This is a genomic window from Streptomyces sp. NPDC001315 (assembly GCF_042896175.1).
Lineage (GTDB): Bacteria > Actinomycetota > Actinomycetes > Streptomycetales > Streptomycetaceae > Streptomyces.
Window position 1 is genome coordinate 56,669 of sequence record NZ_JBIAWZ010000028.1, and the last position, 20,412, is coordinate 77,080.

Annotated in this window: 13 protein-coding genes; 4 read left to right on the forward strand and 9 right to left on the reverse strand. The window is 72.3% G+C overall.

What is annotated here, in order from left to right; all coding sequences use genetic code 11:
* Positions 1-15: 15 nt before the first annotated feature.
* The 6 genes from sucC to ACFY16_RS38945 form a co-directional block, all read right to left on the reverse strand.
* Entirely contained in the window at positions 16-1,194 is a 1,179-nt protein-coding gene (gene sucC, locus ACFY16_RS38920; protein ID WP_390651961.1) for an ADP-forming succinate--CoA ligase subunit beta, read from the reverse strand.
* Between the two features lie 409 nt (positions 1,195-1,603).
* Positions 1,604-3,640: a hypothetical protein gene (locus tag ACFY16_RS38925; RefSeq protein WP_390651962.1), complete on the reverse strand. Its 2,037-nt coding sequence runs from the start codon at positions 3,638-3,640 to the stop codon at positions 1,604-1,606.
* 146 nt (positions 3,641-3,786) lie between these two features.
* Entirely contained in the window at positions 3,787-4,701 is a 915-nt protein-coding gene (locus tag ACFY16_RS38930; RefSeq protein ID WP_390651963.1) for a hypothetical protein, read from the reverse strand.
* 200 nt (positions 4,702-4,901) lie between these two features.
* Positions 4,902-6,074 (reverse strand): VWA domain-containing protein, encoded by a 1,173-nt coding sequence (locus tag ACFY16_RS38935; RefSeq protein WP_390651964.1) that lies wholly within the window; start codon positions 6,072-6,074, stop codon positions 4,902-4,904.
* The gene (locus tag ACFY16_RS38940; protein WP_390651965.1) at positions 6,071-8,470 is read right to left on the reverse strand and encodes a DUF5682 family protein; all 2,400 of its coding nucleotides are present in this window, start codon (positions 8,468-8,470) and stop codon (positions 6,071-6,073) included. The genes ACFY16_RS38935 and ACFY16_RS38940 overlap by 4 nt, the downstream gene beginning before the upstream one ends.
* 64 nt (positions 8,471-8,534) lie before the next feature.
* Complete coding sequence (locus ACFY16_RS38945) at positions 8,535-9,665, reverse strand: AAA family ATPase (protein ID WP_390651966.1); 1,131 nt, start codon at positions 9,663-9,665, stop codon at positions 8,535-8,537.
* Between the two features lie 144 nt (positions 9,666-9,809).
* Here ACFY16_RS38945 and ACFY16_RS38950 point away from each other — a divergent pair, with 144 nt between their 5' ends.
* Both ACFY16_RS38950 and ACFY16_RS38955 read left to right on the forward strand, forming a co-directional pair.
* Positions 9,810-11,165, forward strand: a complete 1,356-nt coding sequence (locus ACFY16_RS38950; protein ID WP_390651967.1) for an SWIM zinc finger family protein — start codon at positions 9,810-9,812, stop codon at positions 11,163-11,165.
* Between the two features lie 43 nt (positions 11,166-11,208).
* The gene (locus ACFY16_RS38955; RefSeq protein ID WP_390651968.1) at positions 11,209-12,876 is read left to right on the forward strand and encodes a DUF5691 domain-containing protein; all 1,668 of its coding nucleotides are present in this window, start codon (positions 11,209-11,211) and stop codon (positions 12,874-12,876) included.
* Positions 12,877-12,987: 111 nt separating this feature from the next.
* Here ACFY16_RS38955 and ACFY16_RS38960 read toward each other — a convergent pair whose 3' ends face one another.
* Entirely contained in the window at positions 12,988-13,404 is a 417-nt protein-coding gene (locus ACFY16_RS38960) for a cobalamin B12-binding domain-containing protein (protein ID WP_351143578.1), read from the reverse strand.
* A gap of 440 nt (positions 13,405-13,844) precedes the next feature.
* Here ACFY16_RS38960 and ACFY16_RS38965 point away from each other — a divergent pair, with 440 nt between their 5' ends.
* Both ACFY16_RS38965 and ACFY16_RS38970 read left to right on the forward strand, forming a co-directional pair.
* Positions 13,845-14,723, forward strand: a complete 879-nt coding sequence (locus ACFY16_RS38965; RefSeq protein ID WP_390651969.1) for an esterase/lipase family protein — start codon at positions 13,845-13,847, stop codon at positions 14,721-14,723.
* Between the two features lie 151 nt (positions 14,724-14,874).
* Positions 14,875-16,464 carry a M23 family metallopeptidase gene (locus tag ACFY16_RS38970; RefSeq protein WP_390651970.1) on the forward strand — a complete coding sequence of 530 codons (1,590 nt, stop codon included), beginning with the start codon at positions 14,875-14,877 and terminating at the stop codon, positions 16,462-16,464.
* Between the two features lie 87 nt (positions 16,465-16,551).
* Here the strand turns inward: ACFY16_RS38970 and pcrA are convergent, their stop codons facing one another.
* Both pcrA and ACFY16_RS38980 read right to left on the reverse strand, forming a co-directional pair.
* On the reverse strand, positions 16,552-19,023 hold the full coding sequence (gene pcrA, locus ACFY16_RS38975) for a DNA helicase PcrA (RefSeq protein ID WP_390651971.1): 2,472 nt from the start codon (positions 19,021-19,023) through the stop codon (positions 16,552-16,554).
* 108 nt (positions 19,024-19,131) lie between these two features.
* On the reverse strand, positions 19,132-20,238 hold the full coding sequence (locus ACFY16_RS38980; RefSeq protein WP_390651972.1) for a ScyD/ScyE family protein: 1,107 nt from the start codon (positions 20,236-20,238) through the stop codon (positions 19,132-19,134).
* Positions 20,239-20,412: the final 174 nt, after the last annotated feature.

Below are 20,412 nucleotides of genomic sequence, written 5' to 3' on the forward strand. Positions count from 1 at the left end.
TGTGTTCCCTCGTCCTTACTTCGCAGCCGCGAGCTCGGCGGCCTTGTCGGCCGCGCCGTCCATGGTGTCCACGCGCTGCACCAGCGGGTGGTTGGCGTCGGAGAGGATCTTGCGACCCAGCTCGGCGTTGTTGCCGTCCAGACGGACGACGAGCGGCTTGGTGACTTCCTCGCCCTTGTCCTCGAGGAGCTTCAGCGCCTGGACGATGCCGTTGGCGACCTCGTCACAGGCGGTGATGCCACCGAAGACGTTGACGAAGACGGACTTGACGTCCGGGTCGCCGAGGATGATCTCCAGGCCGTTCGCCATCACGGCCGCGGACGCGCCGCCGCCGATGTCGAGGAAGTTGGCCGGCTTGACGCCACCGTGGTTCTCACCGGCGTACGCGACGACGTCCAGGGTGCTCATGACGAGACCCGCGCCGTTGCCGATGATGCCGACCTCACCGTCGAGCTTGACGTAGTTGAGGTTCTTCTCCTTGGCGGCGGCCTCGAGCGGGTTCGCCGCCGCGTGGTCGACGAGCGCCTCGTGCTCCGGCTGACGGAAGTCGGCGTTCTCGTCCAGGGAGACCTTGCCGTCGAGGGCGATGACGTCACCGGAGGCGACCTTGGCCAGCGGGTTGACCTCGACGAGGAGCGCGTCCTCCTCGATGAAGGTCTTCCACAGCGTCACGAGGACGTTGGCGACCTTGTCGGCGACCTCGGCCGGGAAGTTCGCGGCCTCGACGATCTCGCGCGCCTTCTCGGGGGTCACACCCTCGTTGGCGTCGATCGGCGTCTTGGCGACGGCCTCGGGGCGGGTGGCCGCCACCTCCTCGATCTCCATGCCGCCCTCGACGGACGCGATGGAGAGGAAGGTGCGGTTGGCACGGTCGAGGAGGAAGGAGACGTAGTACTCCTCCAGGATCTCCGGGGCCGTCTCGGCGATCATCACCTTGTGGACCGTGTGGCCCTTGATGTCCATGCCGAGGATGTCCGTCGCGCGGGCGACGGCCTCGTCCGGGGTCGCAGCCAGCTTCACGCCGCCGGCCTTGCCGCGGCCGCCGACCTTCACCTGCGCCTTGACGACGGACTTGCCACCGAGACGCTCAGTGGCTGCGCGGGCCGCCTCAGGCGTGTCGATGACTTCACCGGCCAGCACCGGTACATCGTGCTTGGCGAAGAGGTCCCTCGCCTGGTACTCGAACAGGTCCACGCGCTTCCGTCCCTATCAGTGATCTCGCGGTTCGTTGGATGCGTGGGCGTGCCGCGAAGGGCAACGTGACGACCGCATGTGTCACAGGGGATGCGCACACGGTGTCCGAGCGCGCGGCATGTCCGTCTCGCAGGTTATCGCCGGTTGAAGGGGGTCTCTAAATCGAGGGTCACACCTGAGCGGTGATACCTGTCACATGATGCCGTTTCTACGGCCCTCTTTGGCACGGCGTGCCGCGAAGGTGGGGCCTCACCGGGCTGGGGTTGACCCGGTGAGGCCCCTTGAACAGCCCACAAGGGGCCCAGGCCGGGTGAGCCTCACCCCAATGAGGACCACCCGTCCCATCCGCGGAGACTGGACCGGACCGACCGACGGCTTTCGGCCGTCCGAGTCCATCGGCCCCGCGGCGTCAGATGCTGTACGTGCTTCCGTAGTGCACGTTCTGCACGCTTTGCATGTTCTGCACGCCCTGTGCGTCATACGCGTACTGCGCGGACTGCACGTGGCTCGGCGTGATCGACTCGGCGACGCCCACGACGCCGGTGACGGCGTGGCCGGCCAGCGGACCGCCGGTCGCCTCGACGGTCCCGGTCACGTCCTGCGCGAAGGGCGCCACCTGGCCCGAGACCCCGTGGACGAACGGCGCGGCCTCGCCGAGGACCCCGTCCGCGAAGGGAGCGACATCGCCCGTGACGCCGTACGCCAGCGCCGTGGCGCTGCCGCCGACGCCCTGGACGACCGGCCGCACGGTCTCGGTGACGGTGTCGACGACGGGCTGCACGGCCGCGGTGATCCCCTGCGCGAACGCCGGCACCTCACCCATGACGCCCCCGGCGAAGGCCCCGGTCCGCCCGGCCACGCCGTCCGCGAAAGGCGGTACGGCACCGACGACGCCGCCCGCGAAGGGCTCCACGTCACCCACGACGCCGTACGCCAGACCACCCGCGTCCGCGACGACCTGCCCGGCGACGGGCACGATCCCGTGCACGGCCGTGTTCGCGACGGGCGGCAGAACAGCGCCGGTCGTGTCGGCGGCCACCTGCCCGACGAGGCCGTTGGCGTACGGCGGTACGTCCGTGACGACGCCGCCGACCACCGGCTGGACGCCGGCGACCACCCCGGCGGCGACGGGCTGCACACCGGTGACCGCGCCGCCCGCGACCCCACGCACGTCGGAGACCGCGCCCCAGGCGACCGGCGGCACGTCCTGGGCGACACCGCCCGCGACCAGCTGGACGTCGGCGACGACCCCGTACGCCAGACCGGTCGCCGCATCGACGGTGTGACCGGCGGTCGACCCGGCCCCCGTCACCGCGTGCGTGGCGACGGGCCCGACCCCGGTCACCGCATCGGTGACGGTCGGCGTCACCCCGCTCACCGCCCCCGTCGCCACGGGCACCACGCCCGACACGGCCTGGCCGGCGACCGGCGTCACGCCCGCCACTGCCTGGCCGGCGACGGGCAGCACGCCGTCGACCGCGGCGGAGGCCGCCGGCGGGACGACCGCACCGGCCGTCCGCTCGACCACCGGGGTTGCCGCCCCGGGGACGGCGGCGACGGTACCGACGACCCGCTGCTCGACCCCGCCGACCGTGCCGGTGACGTGGCTCGGCACGGAGCTGACGGTGGCCTCGGCGGCGGACTTCGCGCCGGCCACCGTGCCCTGCGCGGTGGTGACCGCTCCCGAGGTGCGGGAGTCGACGCCGGCGACCGAGCCCTGCGCGGCGGCGGTCACTCCCGCCCCGATACGGCCGGCGCCCGCGACCGTGTGCCGCGCCTTCGTCCGTACGACGCCGTCGACGCCCTGCGCCTGACGGCGGGCGGCCGACTGGGCACCCTGCAGCTTCGTCTGCGCGGCGGCCAGGGCCTGCTCCAGCTCCGGTGCGAAGACGGAGAGCGGGCCGAAGAGGTAGTCGATCCCGTCCTGGGGGGTGGTCGGGGTCTGCGTCGGGGTCCGGGTCACGGCCGGGGCCGCGTCGGAGACGGCGTCGGCGGACTTGCCGGCCGCGACTGTGACCGTGGCCGCGGCCGCGGACTTCGCGGCCCGGGCGCCCTGGATGGCCTGCGCGCCCCTGATCCTGGAAGCGGTGGAGGCGGTGACCTCGGCGTCGACGTAGCGGCGAGCCTGCTCCGCGGTGTCGGCGGCGTGGGCCGCCGACTTGGCGTGGGGGGCGGCGCCGGTGCCGACGCCGGTGCCGGTGGTCGCGGTGCCGAGGGTTTCGCTGACCGAGGAGGTGACCTCGGCCGCGGTGTCGGTGACCGTGCCGGTGACGGCGTCGACGGTGTCGGTGACCGAGCCGAGGGTGTCACCGGCGTCGGTGGTCGCGTCCGGTACGGACACGGTCGGGGCGGGCAGCTCGTCGGCGCTGGCCGCGGCGGAGCCGAGCGCCCACGCGCCGGAGACGCCGGCGGCTATCACGATGGAGCGGCGGATGTTCTTGTTCATGCGTGCGTCAGATCCTTAGGGGATTCCGAGACGTCGTGACCTCGGGACTTCGGGACATGAGGTCCGGAGAACGGAGGGGTGTCCGGACGGGAGGGCAGACCTGTTCCGCCCCCGCGCGGCAGGTCAACAGCGGGGGAAGGCCTGCCCTAGGCGGGGAATACGGGGATGTCCCGGTACCTGTCCCTGGTCCCGGCGGCGTCGGCACGCGCCGCGGTGCCGGGCACGAGCCGCAGCGGCGCCTGGCGATTCGGGGGCACGGCATGCGCGTCGCCGTGCCGCGACGTGCCGTTGTCGAGCGCCGACTGATTGACCAGCGCGCCGTCGGGGTCGCCGGTGGGCGCCGGGTGCGCGGGCGCGGCCTGCCCGGCATGGGCGGGGCGGTGGCGGATGAGGCCGGCCGCGGTGCCCGTGCCGATGCCGATGCCGATGCCGTCAACGGCCGGACGCGGTCCGTACGAGTCGGTCGGCGCCGGCTGTTCCGTACGCCCGCCGGACGACACCATCTCCGCTGAGCCCGCCGGCTGCGCTGCCGTGGTGCCGGGCGCGGGCAGCGTCCTACCCGGCAGCGAGGGCAGACCCGGCAGCGAGGGCGCTGCGGGCAACGCGGGCAGAGACGGCAACGGGGATACCTGCGCCCGCGTCTCCATCAGCCCTTCGGCGACCCCGTTCACCACCTTCCCGACCGGCTGCGTCACGGCCTCGGCTACCGGGTGCGCGATCTCCTCCTGGACGGAAGCGGCGACACGGGAACCCACTGGACGTACGACAGGCTTGTCCGCGGTGAGCGTGCCCGGCGTGCCCTGCGTCAACGACCCGACCCCGTCCGTCACGGCGGACGGCACGGCAAGGGGCGAGGGGACGGCAGGGGTTGAGGTCGAGGCCGAAGTCGAAGAGGTCGAGGTCAGCGACGTCGGGCCCTCCGCCGCATGCGCCTGCTCCCCGCAGAGGAACCCGAGCGCGAACAATCCGCCCACCAGCAGAGCGACTTGCAGCGCACGCCGCCCGGCCGCCGTGCGCAAGACACGCAGAGCGGCACCGGGCAGGGCTGCTGGCCAGGTCAAGAGGGGGAGGATCCTCCCGTGCGGCGGGACGAGTGACAGATGGCGCGTGGCGTCGATCCTCGCACGCAACTCCCGAGGTTGCGCAAGCCCCCTATTACCGATGGGTAGTCATGTCCGGTTTCGTGCCCCCCTTTCCGTCGGAGCATCGGCCTACCGGCCCACTGGCCCACCGACCCATCCGCCCACCGGCCCATGGGCCGTCACTGGCTGTCCGGTACCGGTATCGGCCGCTTCTCGATCGCCGCCGCCATCACCTCCGGGAACAGATCGGGTGTGCAGGCGAACGCCGGTGCTCCCAGGGCGGCGAGCGCGGCCGCGTGCTCCCGGTCGTAGGCCGGCGCCCCCTCGTCCGACAGCGCGAGCAGGGTCACGAACTGCACCCCCGACGCCTTCATCGCGGTGACCCGCTTGAGCATCTCGTTCCGTATCCCCCCTTCGTAGAGGTCGCTGATCAACACGACCACCGTCTCCGCGGGCCGGGTGATCTGTGACTGGCAATAGGCGAGCGCCCGGTTGATGTCCGTACCGCCGCCGAGTTGCGTCCCGAAGAGGACGTCGACGGGGTCGTCGAGCTGGTCGGTGAGGTCGACGACCGCCGTGTCGAAGACGACGAGCCGCGTGCTGATCGACCGCATGGACGCCAGCACCGCCCCGAACACCGACGCGTAGACGACCGATGCCGCCATCGACCCGGACTGGTCGATGCAGAGGACGACCTCCTTCTTCACCGACTGCGAGGCGCGCCCGTACCCGATGAGCCGTTCCGGCACGACCGTCCGGTATTCCGGCAGGTAGTGCTTGAGGTTGGCCGCGATCGTGCGGTTCCAGTCGATGTCGTGGTGGCGCGGCCGGCTGACGCGGGCGCTGCGGTCGAGGGCGCCGGTGAGGGTGGCGCGGGTGCGGGTGGCGAGCCGCTTCTCAAGGTCCTCGACGACCTTGCGCACGACGGACCGTGCGGTCTCCCTCGTCGTCTCGGGCATCGCCTTGTTGAGCGAGAGCAGCGTGCCGACCAGGTGCACGTCGGCCTCCACCGCCTCCAGCATCTCCGGCTCCAGCAGAAGCGTGGACAGCCCGAGCCGGTCGATGGCGTCGCGCTGCATGACCTGCACGACGGAGGAGGGGAAGTACGTCCGGATGTCCCCGAGCCAGCGCGCCACGGACGGCGCCGACGCCCCCAGCCCCGCCGAACGGTCCCGCCCCGACTGCGGTTTGTCCCCCTTCCCGTAGAGGGCGGTGAGCGCCCCGTCCATCGCGGAGTCGGGCCCGGACAGCGCGCACCCGGTGCCGTCGGCCGAGTCGCCGCCGAGCACCAGCCGCCAGCGCCGCAGCCGCTCCTGGACGGGGTCCGTCGCACTCGTCGGCTCGGTCGTCATCCGCCCACCCCCACAAGGTCGTTGTCGTCGGCCTGCCCCTCGTCGGTCCTGTCCTCTTCGGCGTCCAGGCCGAGCAGCAGCCGCACCACCGGCAGTACGGCGTCCGCGCGCGCGAGGTCCGGTTCCGGGTCGAAGCCGGGTACGCCGGAGCCCGGACCGCCCGCCGCGCTCCCCCGCTCTCCGGGCCCGCGCCGCACCAGCTCGCCGAGCGTTCTGCGCACCCCCGGTTCGTACGCCGAGAAAGTGCGCCGCAGCAACGGCAGCACGTCCGTGAAGGCACCTGCCGGCACCCCGGTGAGCCAGCCGTCGACCAGGCCGAGCAGTCGCTCGTCGTGCACGAGGAGCATCCCGCCGCCCCCGCCGCCGACGAAGCCCTCGATCCAGGCGGCCGCGTCCCCGGGCGGCGACCCCGGTGACAGAGCGAGCCCCATGAGCCGCGCCGCCTCGTCCTGTGCCAACTCCCCGTCGTCCAGCAGAAGCCGCACGGCCCGCCCCTGAACCACGCCGGGCACGCTGTCCCGCGCGGACAGCACCCGGAGCACCCGGTGCCAGCGCCCGCGCAGGTCGCCGTGTCCCGGTGCGGGATCGTCGCCCAGCAGGGCCACCGCCCCGTGCACCGCGTCCACATGGCGCCGCATGTCGTCGGCGGCATCGGCGTCGAGTCCGGCGCAGGCCGGCGGCAGGCCGACGAAGACCCGCTCGGCGAGGCCCGCGGCGACCTCCGCGAGCGCCCCGGTGTCCGTGCCGCGCACATCGCCGTAGCGCAGGGAGCGGACCAGGGCCGGCAGGGCCTGCGCGAGGTGGCCGACGTCCGTGTCGAGGGCCGCGCGGTCGGCGAGGATCCGCATGACCGTGGGGAGCGCGTCGGACAGGTCGGCCAGCAGGCAGTGCTCGGCGAGTGCGGTGACGTCGGCGAGGCTCCGCGCGGCGACGGCGTCCGCCTCCGCCTTCCCGGTCGCGGCGGCGAGCACGGTGGTCCCCCACACCCCGGCCTCGGCGACGCGCACGGACAACTCCGGCTCCCAGCGCAGCCGCCACGTCTCGCGGAACGTGCCCGTGCTGCCCCGCGAGGCGGCCGGCTCGCCCCAGTCGACCCGCAGCAACCGCAGCCGGTGCAGCAGCCTGCTGCGTCCGGCGTCGGTCTCCTTGCGCAGGTCGAGCTCCAGCTCCCGCTCCAACGCGTCCGGTTTGAGCCGCAGTCGGCGCTGCGACCGGTCGAGGTCACGCTGCAACGGCACCGCCGGCGCCGCCCGTGGCACCTCCCCCAGTACGTCTCCCACGACCAGCCGGTCGTGCACCAGCGCCAGCGGGACGTCCGAGCCCTCGCACATCACCGCCCGCACGGCGTCGGTGGTCTCGCTCAGCCCGGGCAGCGGGCGGCCGCGCATCGCGGCGAGCGTCCCGGCCAGCCGCACCGCCTCGATGACGTGCGCCGAGGAGACAAGACGATCCTCCGCACGCAGCAGTCCGGCGATCTTGGTCATCCACCGCTCGACCGGCCGGTCCGGCGCGCCGAACAGATGCCCGTACCAGCCCGGTGAGTCGATGCCGGCGCCGTACCCGCTGTCCCGCGACAGTCTGCGGTGCGTCCACGGCACCCAGGTCATGTCCGTCCTGACCTTGGACAGCCCCTTCAGCAGCGCCCGGTCGGCGGCCGCGGTGGTCCTCTGCCGCAGTGCGGGCACGTGCCAGGCCCCGCACACCACGGCGACGTCACACCCGAACTCCCGCTGCGCCGCCCGCACCTGGAGCCGCATGTACGCCTCCCGGAGGGGATCACGGTCGTGGCCCCCGCTGCCGTAGGCCTCCCGCAGCGCCCCCATGGCTTCCTCGAGCGCCAGGAACGGAGCCAACACGTCCGCCTCACCCGCGCCCCGACGCTCGACGACGTCCGCCTCACCCGCGCCCCGGTGCTCGACGACGTCCTCCCACCAGCGCTCGGGATCGTCGTAACCGGCGACTTGGGCGAGCACGCCGATGGGGTCGATCCGGATGTCGGCGCCAGGAGTGTTTTCCTCGGTCTCCCCTTCTTCTGCGCCAGAGCCGCCCGCTGCCCTCCCCCACGCCAGGGTGTGGGTGGCCGGCAGATCGATGAAGCGGGCCGGGACGCCGTGTTCCAGGGCCCAGCGGATCGCCACCCACTCCGGCGAGAACTCGGCCAGCGGCCAGAACGCCGAGCGGCCGGGCTCGTCCACGGCGTGGGCGAGGAGGGCGACCGGCGGTCGCATGTCCTCGTCGGCGGCCAGCGGGATCAGGGCGTCGGCCTCGGGCGGTCCCTCGATCAGCACCACTCCTGGCCGCGCCGCCTCCAGCGCGGCCCGCACGGCCCGCGCCGACCCCGGCCCATGATGCCGTACACCCAGCAGCAGCGGCCCTGGGCGGGCACCGGTCGTCATCCCACTCCCCCTCGTCCTCGCCGGCGCCCTCCCGCGCAATCCCGGAACCCCCATCCGGTGCCGTTCACACGCTCACCTCCCGGCAGGCCCGGTAGAAGTCCTTCCAGCCGTCCCGCTCGCGTACGACCGCTTCCAGGTACTCCTGCCAGACGACCCGGTCGGACGCCGGGTCGCAGACCACTGCGCCGAGGATGCCCGCGGCGACATCGCCCGCCCGGAGCGCTCCGTCGCCGAAGTGGGCGGCCAGCGCGAGGCCGTTGGTGACGACGGAGATCGCCTCGGCCGTGGACAGCGTGCCGCTGGGCGACTTCACCTTCGTACGGCCGTCGGCGGTGACCCCGTCGCGCAGTTCGCGAAAGACGGTGACGACGCGGCGGATCTCGTCGATGCCGTCGGGCGCGGCCGGCAGGTCGAGAGAGCGGCCGATCTGGTCGACGCGGCGCGCGACGATGTCGACCTCGGCCTCGACACTCTCCGGCAGGGGCAGCACGACCGTGTTGAAGCGGCGGCGCAGCGCGCTGGACAGGTCGTTGACCCCACGGTCGCGGTCGTTGGCCGTGGCGATCAGGTTGAACCCGCGGACCGCCTGCACCTCCTGGCCCAGCTCCGGTATCGGCAGGGTCTTCTCCGACAGGATCGTGATGAGCGTGTCCTGTACGTCGGCCGGAATGCGGGTCAGTTCCTCGACGCGCACGGTCATCCCCTCCGCCATGGCCCGCATGACGGGGCTGGGCACGAGGGCGTCGCGGCTCGGGCCGTGGGCGAGCAGCTGCGCGTAGTTCCAGCCGTAGCGGATCGCCTCCTCCGGTGTGCCGGCCGTGCCCTGCACCAGCAGGGTGGAGTCGCCGCTGACCGCCGCGGCCAGATGCTCGGAGACCCAGGTCTTCGCGGTGCCGGGCACGCCGAGCAGGAGCAGCGCCCGGTCGGTGGCGAGCGTGGTGACGGCGACCTCGACGAGACGGCGCGGGCCCACGTACTTCGGCGTGATCACCGTGCCGTCCGGCAGGGCGCCACCGAGCAGATAGGTCGCCACCGCCCACGGCGACAGCTTCCAGCGGGCCGGACGCGGGCGGTCGTCCTGCGCGGCCAGTGCGGCGAGTTCGGCGGCGAAGGCGTCCTCGGCGTGCGGCCGCAACGCCTCGCCCGTCCCTTGCGCGGACGGATCGACCACCGTCGGTTCCACGGACACAGTCATGGCTGAGGCCCCCTCCAGCTCGGCCGGTTCGGATCTGGTGTCCACCGTGCACCACGGCACTGACAATGCGTTCCGACCTGCACAAACGCTGCGCGATCCGGCTCGTTGGGCCGATTGTCAGTGGTGGGATCTACCTTCGATGGCATGACTCAGCAGGGGGTGCGCTGGACGGCGGACCAGGTGCTGGCACTGGCACCTGACGCCGCTTCACGCAAGGCGGGGAGCAAACTCGGCGCGGCCGGCCCGTGGTCCGAGGCGGGGAGTTCTGACGAGGGGGCGGTGTGGGGACTGTGCAAGGGCAGTGGCAGCAAGCCGTATCAGACGGTCGTCGATGTCGCGGACGCGTCCGGCCCCGCGTACAAGTGCAGTTGCCCGAGCCGCAAGTTCCCCTGCAAGCACGCGCTCGGGCTGCTGCTGCTCTGGGCGGGCGGGGACGCCGCGATGCCGCCGGGGCAGCCGCCGGCCTGGGCCGGGGAGTGGCTGGCGGGGAGGAGGAAGCGTGCGGGGGAGAAACGGCCGGCGGGCGCCGGGGGTTCCTCGCCGGGAAGTGGTGATCCCGAGGCGGCGCGGCGCAGGGCGGAGCGCCGGGCCGAGCGGATCACGGCGGGGGCGACGGAGCTGGAGCACCGTCTGACGGACCTGCTGCGCGGCGGCCTGGCCACGGCGGAGCAGGCGGGGTACGGGCTGTGGGAGGAGACGGCGGCCCGCATGGTCGACGCACAGGCGCCCGGCCTGGCAGCCCGGGTACGCGAGTTGGGCGCGATCCCGTCGTCGGGGCCCGGCTGGCCCATGCGTCTGCTGGAGGAGTGCGCGCTGCTCCACCTCCTCGACCAGGGATGGCTGCGTCGGGAGCGGCTGCCGGACGGCCTGGCGGCGACGGTCCGTTCCCGCATCGGCCTGCCCGGCGCGGCGGACGGCCCGCCGCTGCGCGACCGCTGGCTGGTCCTCGCCCAGTACGACACGGCGGACGCGAAGCTGACGACCCGCCGCATCTGGCTGCACGGCGCCGACTCGGGGCGCACGGCGCTCCTCCTCTCCTACGGCGCCGCGGGCCGGGCCCCGGAGCTCGCGCTGCCGGTGGGGCTGACCCTGGAGGCCGAGGTGTCCGCGTACCCGGGCGCCGGACAGCCACGGGCGGCCCTGGGCGAACAGTTCGCACCACCCGCGCCGACGGCGCTCCGGCCGCCGGGAGTGACGGCGACCGAGGCGGCGGCCCGCTACGGCGAGGCGCTTCGGGACGACCCCTGGCTGGACTCGGTCCCGGTGACGCTGGACCGGGTGATACCGGTCGCGGACGGCGACTCCTGGCAGCTGGCTGACGCCGACAAGGACACGGCCCTGCCGCTCACCCCCACCGCCCGCACACGCCCGGGCCTGTGGCGCCTGGTCGCCCTGTCGGGGGGTGGCCCCGTCAAGGTCTTCGGCGAGTGCGGCCACCGGGGCTTCACCCCGCTGACGGCCTGGCCGGAGGGCGCGGGCGAGGCGGTGCCGCTGTGCTGAACCGTCGGCCACCGCACGCCACCCACCTGTGGAAAGGAACCCCATGAACAGGACGTCCGTTCCCGTGGACGCGCCCACGCCGGGCGCCTGGGAGGACCTGGTCACCACGGCGCTGCTCGGGACGGACCGGCGTACTCCTCCCGCCTCCGGGCCCGGCCGGGGCCGGGAAGCACCGGTGGCGCTGCTGGACGCGGCGGCCGCGGAGACCGTACGCCGACGGGCCGGACTGCGGCCGGCCCGCGCGGCACGGCGCCCGGAACCGGCCCCCGCCGACCCGCGCCCGGCGCTGCCCGCGGCAGCGGCGCACAGGCTGACGATGCTGCTGGCCGACCGTTCCGGTGTGGGCGGCGGAGGTCGCAGGGGCACCGCACCGGACCTGATGGAGCTGCTGCCCCAGTGGCTCGCGGTGGCGAACTCCCGCGGTTTCGCCGCACCCCCTCAGGCGCTGCCCGCGCTGCTGGACGCGGCCCGCGGCCGTACGGACCTGCGGCCGGCGGCGCTGGCGTTCGCGGGCCCGCGCGCCGTATGGCTGGCCCGGCTGAACCCGGACTGGCGGTTCGCCCTGCGCGCGACCCCGGGCGGGGGTACGGCGCTGCCGGCCCCGGAGGAAACGGACAGGATCGGGCAGCTGTGGCAGGAGGGTCTGTTCGCCGAGCGGGTCGCCCTGCTGTCGGCGATACGGGCGCGCGAGCCTGAGGCCGCACGCGAACTGCTCGCGGCCACCTGGGCGACGGAACGCGCGGAGGACCGGCTGATGTTCCTCGATTCCCTGCGCACGGGCCTCGGTCCGCGGGACGAGGCCTTCCTGGAGCAGGCCCTGGCCGACCGGAGCCGCAATGTGCGGGCGACGGCGGCGGAGTTGCTGTCGGCGTTGCCGGGCTCGGCGCTCGCCGCACGGATGGCGGTGCGGGCCGGGGCCTGCGTGGCCGTCGACCACATGCGGGCCGTGCCGATGCTCACCGTCGAGGCTCCGCACGAGTGCGACGCGGACATGGAGCGCGACGGTGTGCTGGCCAAGGCGCCGGCGGGCCGGGGTGAGCGGTCGTGGTGGTTCGGCCAGCTGGTGGAGGCGGCACCGCTCGCCACCTGGTCCGGGCGGCTCGCCGGACGGACCCCGCAGGAGATCGTGGCGTTGCCCGTGGCGGACGACTGGCAGGGAGAACTGCACGCGGCGTGGTGCCGGGCGGCGGTGCGCCAGCGGGACGCCGAGTGGGCGCGGGCGCTGCTGGGGATGCCCTCCGCGCCCGAGGCGGGCGGACCGGGCGCGGTGTCCCTCGCCGAGCGGGCGAAGCTGCTCGGGACGCTGTCCGCCCGGGAGCGGGCCGAGTGGGTCGCCGGGTTCATCGCCGCGCACGGCCTGTCCGAGGCGTTCCAGCTGCTCGGCATGTGCGCGGTGCCCTGGGCCGAGCCGCTCGGGCGGGCGGTGGTCGACGCGCTCAACATCGCACGGGACGCCGGGAGCTACCCATGGAGCTTCAGCGGAGTGATGGGGCTGGCCGAGCGCTGCCTCGCCCCGGCCGCGGCGAGCCGGCTCGACGGCCTGCTGGCGATACCCGACGAGCCGGAGGACGCGTCACCGGGGGCCGCGGGTTACTGGGCGGAGGCCTTCCAGCGCCTGGTCACCACGTTGCGCCTGCGCGCTGTGATGGCGGAGGAGCTGGACGCGGCCGCCCCGGTGATGACGCAAGTGCTGGGCGCGGCCGCCCGGTGATGACGCAAGTGCTGGGTGCGGTCGCCCCGGGGTGATGGAGGAGAGGCCGGAAGCGGCCGCCCCCGCCACCACGGCGCCCATACCCCGGCAGTCACCGTCCGTAGCTGACCGCTACGCTCCGGCGGGTTGCCGTACGTTCGCCCGGACCCAGTCCACGATCGACGCCGTCGTCGCTCCAGGCGTGAAGATCTCCGCGACACCCTTTTCCTTGAGCGGCGGGATGTCCGCCTCGGGGATGATCCCGCCGCCGAAGACGAGGATGTCCTCCGCGTCCCGCTCCTTGAGCAGGTCGATCACCGCCCCGAAGAGCGTGTTGTGGGCACCGGAGAGGATGGACAGCCCGATCGCGTCGGCGTCCTCCTGGATCGCGGTGTCGACGATCTGCTCGGGAGTCTGGTGGAGCCCGGTGTAGATGACCTCCATGCCGGCGTCGCGCAGCGCCCGCGCGATCACCTTGGCCCCGCGATCATGGCCGTCGAGCCCCGGCTTGGCCACTACGACGCGGATCGGACCGGCTGCCACACCCATCACTGCCTCCATGAAGCGACTGCATCCATCCCTACCGACAAGTACCGCACACGTCACACCGCCGGGGAAGTGAACGAACGTTATCGCCAGCATCCCGTAACCGGCGGTTTCGCGGAGGACACCGAGGGGGAAATCACACGATGGGACACGTTCGCCGCGCATCGTTCCGAGTCTCCGCGGCCCACGCGCCGCATGCCCTGCGGCCGAGGGGCGAGGAGGGAACCCGCGCACGGGAGCCGCAACGAGGTCGCCGGCACCACCGCGCCGCAAGACCGCGCGCCGTGGCGGTGCGGCGAGCCGACGCAGGAAAGCCGGGCACGCAGGGCAGCACGGAACGACAGCGCACCCGGCGCACCCCGCACCGACAGCCTCCGCCGCGACTTCCACGAGAGCACACGGGGGGACAGAGTCGTCCTCCGTGTGCCGACAGGAGGTCGGCCATGAAGGTCACCCGGGCACTGCCGCCCTTACCGCCCCTCTGCCAGTGGCTTGTGCCGACCAGACTGGCGGGACTCTCCGTCGCCCTCCTGAAGGCCACCGCCCTGGAGGTCGTGATCCTCGCGGGCCACCTCCTTCTCTACCCCTCCGGCATCGCCCAGGAGCGGCGGTCGCCGGCCGCCCCGGACACCCCTGACACTCCCCAGCTCCCGACCCGTCCCGACCACCCCCCGGTCGTCCTGCTGCACGGCTTCATCGACAACCGTTCCGTGTTCGTCGTGTTGCGCCGCAGCCTCGCCCAGCACGGCCGTCACCAGCTGATGTCACTCAACTACTCGCCGCTCACCTGCGACATCCGCACCGCCGCAGAACTGCTCGGCCGGCACGTAGAGGAGATCTGCGAGCGCACGGGCAGCGGGCAGGTCGACATCGTCGGGCACAGTCTCGGCGGCCTGATCGCGCGGTACTACGTCCAGCGGCTCGGCGGTGACCTGCGCGTCCGCACGCTGGTCACGCTCGGCACCCCGCACTCCGGCACCCGGGCGGTGCCGCTGGCGAACGCGCACCCCATCGTGCGCCAGATGCGTCCCGGCTCCCAGGTCATCGAGGAGTTGGCACTGCCCGCCCCCGGCTGCCGTACGCAATTCGTCAGCTTCTGGAGCGACCTCGACCACGTGATGGACCCACTGGAGACCGCCTGTATCGACCACCCTGACCTACTGGCGCAGAACGTGCGGGTGAGCGGGATCGGACACCTCGCCCTGCCCGTGCACCCGGCCGTCGCGACCGGGATACGACAGGCCCTCGAGACCACACAGCGGCCGGCATCGGACGCCGTCACCGACTCCGCCGCGCACACCGATGACCTGACCGTGGCATAAGAACACGACGGAAATAGCAGACATATGGCGTGCTTCGCCCTAACGGCGGCCCGCCGCAGCCGGCATACCGAGGCCCGAGGGCACCTAGAACTCGAACAATCTTCGAACGCAAGGCCAAACTCGTGCCCGCAGTCCCCCGAAACACGGCCGAATGCCCGTTTCCTGCGCGCATGAAACCTGCCGAAGATTGTCGCGCCCGCATACCGACGGGTACAGTCACCGCACTGCTCTGGCAGCCCCTGTTGTCGAGGCGAAAGAGAAGTTGGTGAACGACCGTCACCCGTCGGGGACCATGACCACCCCGGCTCCGGCTTCCGACGCCGCTTCGGCGCACTATGCGCCGTACGGCACCGAGGAAGCCCAGTACGGCGACTTCACCACGTACGGCGGCGGGTACGACGCGAACGGTTTCGCAACGGGCAGCTTCGACACCGGCGCCCACGCCACCACGGCCTTCGCGACCGACCCCCTCTTCGGCAGCCTTCCGGGCAACGCCCATGACACCGGCTCGTACGACACCGGCCACCACACCGGTCACCACAGCGGCTCGTACGACGCGGGCCAGTGGTCCACCGGCGCGCACGAGACCCTGAACTACGACCCGTACGCGGCCCAGCACCACGCCGCCTACGACACCGGCGCGTACGACACGACGACTTGGTCCGCCGACCACCGGCAGCTGTCCACCGTCCCGCAGCAGACCACGGCCTCCGACGTCTCCGGCCAGTGGGACGCGAACACCTGGTTGCAGCCCGACCGGTCCAGCACTCCGGCCGACCTCACCCAGCAGTGGGAATGGGGCGCGCAGGCCTTCGACACCGGCGCGTACGACGCCACGCAGTGGAACACCGACGGCGAGGAGTCCCCCACCTCGGCCGACGAACCGGCCCCGGCAGAGGGCGAGTCGACCGACACCGGCGAACTCCCCTCCGAAGCGCCCCTCCTTGACGACCAGGAGGAGGCCGTCCCGCTCCCGGCCCCGCGCGCGGCGTCCCGCGGCGCGTCCCGTTCCCGCCGCCGTACGCCCCCGAAGCGCTCCGCGCTGCTCACCGTGGCCGTGCCCTCGGCGTGTGTGATGGGTGTCGCCGGGATCGCGGCCGCCTCCGTCGGCACCCTGACGGACGACGGCAAGGACACGACGGCGTCCGCCTCGGACGCGCAGGCGGTGAAACCGGCCGCCGCCAACAACAAGCTGGACACCCAGCTCGAGAGCCTCTCCGCCGGCGCCGACGACTTCGCCGACCGGGCCAGCCGCACACAGGAACGCATCGACCTCAAGGCCCAGCAGGAGGCCGAGAAGAAGAAGGCGGCGGCGGAGGCGGCCCGCAAGGAGCGGCTGCGCCCGAAGTACGCCCTTCCGGTCGAGCAGAAGGGGCTGAGCGCGTACTTCGGCCAGGCCGGCATCAACTGGATGTCCGTGCACACCGGCATCGACTTCCCGGTCTCGTACGGCACGACCGTGATGTCCGCGACCGACGGCACCGTCCGTACGCAGTGGAACAGCGCGTACGGCAACATGATGATCGTGACGGCGAAGGACGGCACGGAGACGTGGTACTGCCACCTCTCCAGCTACCGCGTCGCCTCCGGTTCGACGGTGAAGGCCGGCGACCCGATCGCGTACTCCGGAAACTCGGGCAACTCCACCGGGCCTCACCTGCACTTCGAGGTACGGCCCAGTGGCGGCTCGGCGATAGACCCGCTCCCGTGGCTGCGGAGCCACGGCCTCGACCCGACGTAGGACCCCGTAGTAAGCGTCGGCAGTGAGCGCCAGCAGTAAGTACGAGTCGAGCCCCCGGCATTGCGCCGGGGGCTCGACTCGTGACCGCTAGAGCTTCTCCACCGGCGCGTACCGCAGCAGCAGCCGCTTCGGCTTCGTGTCCCCGAAGTCGATCGTCGCCTCGGCGTTCCCGCCCGTGCCCTTCACTCCGACGACCGTGCCGAGTCCGAACTGGTCGTGCGTGACCCGGTCGCCGACGGCCAGGGACACCACCGGCTTCTCCGATGCCCTGCGCGTGGCGAAACCGGACGCGCCCGACGCCGACGAACGCGAACGCGAGGACGACAGCGAGGCCGCCGGCCCCGAGGACACCGGTGCCGTGGCGCCCGTCCGCTTCCACTCCAGGTGGGCCGGCGGGATCTCCTCCAGGAAGCGGGAGGGCGGGTTGTACGACGGCTGCCCCCAGGCGCTGCGCATCGCCGACCGCGTGAGGTAGAGCCGCTCACGCGCGCGGGTGATGCCGACGTACGCCAGACGGCGCTCTTCCTCCAGCTCCTTGGCCTGGCCGAGGGCACGCATGTGCGGGAAGACGCCGTCCTCCATGCCGGTCAGGAAGACGACCGGGAACTCCAGGCCCTTGGCGGTGTGCAAGGTCATCAGCGTGATGACCCCGTCGCCGTCCTCCTCGTCGGGGATCTGGTCGGAGTCGGCGACGAGCGCGACCCGCTCCAGGAAGTCGGAGAGCCCGCCCGCCGCCTCGCCCTCGCCGGCCTCCTGCTCGAACTCCAGGGCCACGGCGGCGAGTTCCTGGAGGTTCTCGATGCGGGTCTCGTCCTGCGGGTCGGTGGAGGCCTGCAACTCGGCGAGATAGCCGGTCCGTTCGAGGACGGCCTCCAGGACCGTCGCCGGGCCGGCGCCCGACTCGGCGATCGTACGGAGGTCCTCCATCAGCGTGTTGAACCGCTGCACGGCGTTCGTCGACCGCGCGGCCATGCCGTAGGCCTCGTCGACGCGCCGCAGTGCCTGCGGGAAGCTGATCTTCTCGCGCTGGGAGAGGGCGTCGATCATCGCCTCGGCGCGCTCGCCGATGCCCCGCTTGGGCACGTTGAGGATGCGCCGCAGCGGGACCGAGTCCTCCGGGTTGGCCAGGACGCGCAGGTAGGCCAGGACGTCCCGGACCTCCTTGCGCTCGTAGAAGCGGACGCCGCCGACGACCTTGTAGGGCAGGCCGACGCGGATGAAGATCTCTTCGAAGACACGGGACTGGGCGTTGGTGCGGTAGAACACGGCGACGTCGCCGGCCTTCGCCTCGCCCGCGTCCGTGAGGCGGTCTATCTCGTCGGCGACGAACTGCGCCTCGTCGTGCTCGGTGTCGGCGACGTACCCGGTGATGCTCGCGCCCGCGCCCGCGTTGGTCCACAGGTTCTTGGGGCGGCGGGACTCATTGCGCTCGATGACGGCGTTGGCGGCGCTCAGGATGGTCTGCGTGGAGCGGTAGTTCTGCTCCAGCAGGATCGTCGTCGCGTCCGGGTAGTCCTCCTCGAACTGGAGGATGTTGCGGATGGTCGCGCCGCGGAACGCGTAGATCGACTGGTCGGCATCGCCCACGACGCACAGTTCGGCGGGCTGGAGGTCGTGTTCGGCGGGCGGCACGTCCACGGGGTGCTCGGACGTGCCGACGAGCTCACGCACCAGGGCGTACTGGGCGTGGTTGGTGTCCTGGTACTCGTCGACGAGTACATGACGGAAGCGGCGGCGGTAGTGCTCGGCGACGTCCGGGAACGCGCGCAGCAGGTTGACCGTCGTCATGATCAGGTCGTCGAAGTCGAGGGCGTTGGCCTCGCGCAGGCGCGACTGGTACATGGCGTAGGCCTGGGCGAGGGTCTTCTCGAAGCCGTCGGTGGCCTGGGCGGCGAAGTCCTCCTCGTCGATCAGCTCGTTCTTCAGATTGGAGATCTTGGCGCTGAAGGACTTCGGCGGAAAACGCTTGGGATCGAGGTCCAGGTCGCGGCAGACCAGGGCCATCAGCCGCTTGGAGTCGGCGGCGTCGTAGATCGAGAAGGCGGACGTGAAGCCCAGCTTCTTGCTCTCGCGGCGCAGGATGCGCACGCACGCGCTGTGGAAGGTCATCACCCACATCGCGTTCGCGCGCGGGCCGACGAGGTGCTCGACGCGCTCCTTCATCTCGCCCGCGGCCTTGTTGGTGAAGGTGATCGCGAGGATCTGGCCCGGATGCACGTTCCGCTCGCCGAGCAGGTGGGCGATGCGGTGGGTGAGGACGCGCGTCTTGCCGGACCCGGCGCCGGCCACGATGAGCAGCGGGGAGCCGGAGTGGACGACGGCGGCACGCTGGTTCTCGTTCAGCCCCTCCAGGAGGGCGGCCGGGTCGATCGCCGGGCGCGGGGCACCGTCGCGGTAGTACACGTCCCGGTCCGGCGGCACGTCGAACTTCCCGCCGAACAGGTCGTCCGGAATCGGCTCCGACACGTGCTCGTCCTCGGGCGGAGGCGGGGGTTCCTCCCCATGGGCCCGAGGGGCCTGGAGATCCGCCAGGAAGCTGTCGTCAAAGAGGCTGCTCATCGCTCTCCGAGTCTAGGCCGCCCCACCGACAACCCGCCGCCGCCCTGAGAACATCCCCGGAATCGAGTGACCGAGGACCGGGAATCGATCGACCGAGGACCGCGGGCCTCAGAAGCCGAGGATCTTCCAGACCTGCCCGCCCGGCGTCTTCCTGCCGTCCAGGACGGTCCCGTCACGGTCCGCGATCGACCAGGCGGAGACGTAGACCTTGCCGTCGTACGGATCGACCGCCACGCCCGCCGGGAAGGGCACCTGGACGTTCGTACGCTTGCTGCCCGAGACCTTCGTCACCCTGCTCGCGAAGAGCTGGCTGACGTACAGGTCGCCGTCGCCGTTGAAGGCGATCCCGGTGATCGAGCCGAAGCCCGACTTCCAGCCGAGGATCTTTCCGGTCCGCGGGTCGACCTTCCATACGCGCGCGGTGGGCTTCTCCGCCTCACCGTTCAGCTCGCCGACGTAGAGCTTGCCGTCGGGGCCGAGCGCGAGGGACGTAGGGACGGCCTGGTGCCTGTCGTGGTCGGGGAAGACCGTGAAGGGCCGGGCCTTGCCGGACGGGGACACCACGACCAGGTCGTTTCCGGCGGCGTCGGCGACGATCCTGCGGCCGTCGGGAAGGGCCAGGACGGCGTACGGGTTGGATTCGACCGTCGCCTTGTGCGGGTTGTACTTCTGTTCGACGGCGGTGATGTCCGCGGTGATCCGTGCCTTGCCGTGGTCGACGGAGAGCAGTTTGCCGAGCGTGTTCCAGGGCGGTCCGGTGGGGATGCCGGCCTCCGGCGGGGCGTAGGTCTCGACGGCCCAGACGCAGCCGTCGAGCGCGGAGACACCGTCCACGCCGGTCGCGAAACCGCCGTCCGGCGCGGCGCCTGACGGCAGCCTGTCCACCACCCGGTAGTGCTGCCAGGCGTTCCCGTCCCAGTAGATCTTGGTGACCGCCGACGAGAGGCCGACGCAGGTCCGGCCCTCTTCTCCCTCGCCGACGCACTTCTTGCCGCCCCGGCCGGCTTCGGCGACGTACACGTGCCCGTCGTCGTAGGAGAGCTGGCGCGGGTTGTCCAGGCCCTTCGCGATGACGCGGATCACGGGCTTGCCGCCGACGTGTCCGCCCGTGGTGCCGGCGGCACTCATGGCGCTCGTGGCGCTCGCGGGTGCGATGCCCGCGGTGACGGCGAGCACGACCGATGTGCCGACGACGAGTGCTGTGCGCTTCCTCATGGCCGTACCTCTCTCCCCCGCCACGGCACCCCACCGTGGCTCGCTGGAAGTTAGCGCGACGAAGTGGGCGGACGTCACCACTCCGGACAAGTCACCACAGATCACTCCAGATTGACCACGGCCAGCAACGCCCTGGCCTTAGGTCACGAAAATGTATCGGGCATATCACCCATC